Origin of the sequence: Clostridium sp. HBUAS56010, from assembly GCF_007115105.1 — a bacterium.
Lineage (GTDB): Bacteria > Bacillota > Clostridia > Lachnospirales > Lachnospiraceae > Lacrimispora.
The window spans coordinates 1-3210 of sequence record NZ_SULJ01000034.1; the positions used below are offsets into that span (position 1 = coordinate 1).

The 3210-nt window shown below is 34.5% G+C and carries 6 protein-coding genes; all 6 read right to left on the reverse strand.

Translation table 11 applies throughout. The features are described from left to right. Positions 1-110 precede the first annotated feature (110 nt). The 6 genes from FAY33_RS19740 to FAY33_RS19010 all read right to left on the reverse strand — a co-directional run bounded on the left by FAY33_RS19740 (position 111) and on the right by FAY33_RS19010 (position 2630). Positions 111-254, reverse strand: a complete 144-nt coding sequence (locus FAY33_RS19740; protein ID WP_185967731.1) for a hypothetical protein — start codon at positions 252-254, stop codon at positions 111-113. A gap of 13 nt (positions 255-267) precedes the next feature. Then, the gene (locus tag FAY33_RS18990) at positions 268-552 is read right to left on the reverse strand and encodes an HU family DNA-binding protein (RefSeq protein ID WP_143323047.1); all 285 of its coding nucleotides are present in this window, start codon (positions 550-552) and stop codon (positions 268-270) included. An 84-nt stretch (positions 553-636) separates the two neighbouring features. Continuing rightward, entirely contained in the window at positions 637-831 is a 195-nt protein-coding gene (locus FAY33_RS18995; RefSeq protein ID WP_143323049.1) for a hypothetical protein, read from the reverse strand. 63 nt (positions 832-894) lie between these two features. After that, complete coding sequence (locus FAY33_RS19000; protein WP_243126852.1) at positions 895-2103, reverse strand: hypothetical protein; 1209 nt, start codon at positions 2101-2103, stop codon at positions 895-897. Positions 2104-2111: 8 nt separating this feature from the next. Next, positions 2112-2321 carry a hypothetical protein gene (locus FAY33_RS19005; protein WP_143323051.1) on the reverse strand — a complete coding sequence of 70 codons (210 nt, stop codon included), beginning with the start codon at positions 2319-2321 and terminating at the stop codon, positions 2112-2114. A gap of 15 nt (positions 2322-2336) precedes the next feature. Next, a complete protein-coding gene (locus tag FAY33_RS19010; protein ID WP_143323053.1) occupies positions 2337-2630 on the reverse strand; it encodes a hypothetical protein in 294 nt (97 codons plus the stop codon). Positions 2631-3210: the final 580 nt, after the last annotated feature.

Here is a 3210-nt window from a genome sequence, read left to right on the forward strand (position 1 = left end):
CAAAATCTCAAGCAAATAAGTATTCACTTAATAAAATAGGAGAGTAGGTTGTTACGCCCATTCTCCTAGATTCCACAGTTTATATTTATACAAAAAATATGTATATTGAGTTAATCTAACTTATCTAGTAAGTTTTCAATAGTTGTAATTTCACCAACGGACACACATTTGTCCTGGCGAAGCTCTAAAACTTCCTTTAAAATTTCAATCTCATCCGTCGTGAGGTCAACTGTCTTTATAGTGATATCGTACATGTGATCGCCACCTCTACTTATTTACGCCATCTTTTAACGGTTTACCCGCTTTAAATGAAGGTTTCTTATGTGCAGGAGTAGTATAAGTGTCTCCCTTACGCTCACCCATCTGAATAATACCGGTTCTTTCAGCAACGTCAGTTACACTGAATGTACCGAATCCTACAAGAGACACTTTTTCACCTTTTGCAAGTTCCTCTGTCACTGTTTCAATAAAGGCAGATACAAATTCGTCCTGAGATTTCTTGCTTGTTCCCGTTTTTTCTGATAATGCCGTAATTAATTCTGCTCGATTCATATGTTAAATCTCCTTATTTTTAATTTTGTTTTTTAAATAAAAGAAGAGGGTTGTAATACCCTCTAATTGACCAGCGGTCATTCGCTAATCTTCATCTACTACAGCCAAAATTATATTTGCAATCTTTTTCGCATTCTTTGCACCCAAATCAAAAATAATGGATTTCGCCATTCTGAGAGGGAGGTATTCTACATATTCTTTAGCCCGTGGTGAAACATCAGTAGATGAAATAAGTTCATAAAACTTTATTAATGATTCGATTGTCTTTGATTGTTCCAAAGTGATCCCTCCAATAAAAAAAGAACCGCCTATGCGATTCCACATTCCAAGAAAATGTATGATTTATATTAATTCGATTGGATAATATGCTTTTACTCCGTATTTATCACAAATACAAACCATCTGACTTGGCTTTCCGCTTAATCTCTTTTCAATTGTATATGAATCTCCTGAACCAGCTAAAGATCCACCTCTTATCATTTTTACACCATTACATTCGTCAACAGCGCAAGTGTGCATATGTCCCATTGTGACGGCATATGGCACGTAGCCTAGCAACATCACCAAATTAGATACTCCGCTTTTATTAAAAGAGTCAAAGTCTCCATGTACACCAATGTAGTCTTTTCCTCTTATTGATATACACGAAATTCCGGTATCAATGTTGTTATGCAACATCTTTATATTATTCACGTTTAATAGCAGTTTCTCTAAAATCCAGCCAATGAGATCATCAAGTCTTTCATCATGCAAAGAGTCTTCTTTTCGGTCAATCCTTGAATGATTTCCAGAGACATTTGATATTACAACTTCCGAAAAATGCTTGCTTAATTCGTGACAGAATGACGATATTAATTCCGCTGCAACTTTGACTTGATCAATAACATTTTCTCTATTGGTAATTGCAATAGCCTTATGGATTGAACCAGAAATCAAATCTCCTTGTACGGAAACAAAACACTTTTCCGAATCATGTCTCTTTGATATTTCTAATATTTGTGATAAATATTTTTCAAGTCTTAATTTTGCAATTTCTGAGTTGTATTCACCAAAAGTAGAAGAGAAGCACTGTCCAATATGAAGATCTGATAGAATAACAAGTAAGTCGTTACCAGAATCTTTAAAACCTATATTGTTCACATTAGAGAATTCCATCTTGCCAATATTAAGAAGTTTTTCTTCAAGAATATTAAGCTTTTCATTTACCCTAGTATCAATATAATTCTGCTTTTGCCATGCGTTTCTTTCATCTCTAAAAGCAATTTTAGCACGCTCAAGCTCACGTTTCTGTACCATAAGTTCTTTATTATATTCATCAGACTCCATCTTAGAAAAAACTTCTTCATAAAAAGCTTTTGCTTGCTGAAATTTTTTACGGTATGCTGATTCTGTCCAAGTTTCCGTTTCATCTCTTAGCTCTTTATTAAACAAATCTGTTAAATTGGGCCATGTAATATCAAGAGCACCGGAATCCTTGGCTGAACCAAGTCTCCATATGTACTGTAATTCTGTTTCACCTGTCTTCTTTTTTAAATCAGTTATTTTCTTCACCGCCCAACTTATTCATCTTCGTTAACAGCATTGATATCAATTTCTTCATCGACCTTTGTAGTAGCCGCCAAATCAAATACAACACCTTCGCCAAATGTTTTTGCCAGTAAATCAATCAAATTCTTTTCTGTTCCTTCATCGTAAAACTTTCCTTCAGATACAGTACAGCCTTTAATCTTAAAATCTGTTTTGCTTGTTTCTTTTACGCTTAATGCCATTATTTTTCCTCCAAATTAAAAAGACTTCCGATGTGGATTGAAATATCTCTGACGAGATTTTCTTTTCCTAACATCAAGAAGTTCATCTACTTTTTTCTTATAATTAACCGAATTTGTTAAACGTGATAATGACGATAGATAATAATTTCCTACTCTACGTGGAATTTTTTTATCTACTACATTATCAATAAGCCTTTTGCTTGCATGATAATTTTTCATGTGAGTATGTATCTTTTTATCATCAATTCTGCACACTCTATAGCCTGTTTCTGTGCGTTGTATTACAAAACCACGGTATTCTTCACCCATACAATTTAATTGCCACGAATGGCTTTTAAGGCCTTTAAAACAGCAACCTTTTCAGCAGCATAATACTTTCTGTGACGCTTGTTTGCAGAATGACATAGGTCTGCATCATAAAAATTCTTGTGGTCTGAATACTTGTAACCTTGAGATTCTAAAAGCTTGGCTTCCTTCTTGCTAATAAGTAAAATTATAATTCACTCGCTTTCATTTTAAATTTCTCCAGATAGGAGAGTAGTGCGCCGGGTTTGATTCGAACAAACATTGTTTACCACATGGGTCACGGTTTTACAGACCGCTTGCTTCAGCTTTTTGCATACCGACGCTTAATTAATTCTCGATTTTTTATTAATCAGGTGACATCGAGAAACCTCTCGCAACATTAATCATTAGCTCCCTGAATGAGAACAGATATGATTCAAACCGCCATTGAGCAGTAGCGATGTACTTTTGAAAATGGTAATCACAACCATAATAATTTAGCATTAGAACCATCTTATTTATTAATCGCCAGAGAAAGCGATGCTCTCTGTTTGTTTTAAATCCAAGTAAACGGGAATTTTATTGGTGTAGGATTTTCCTTTCC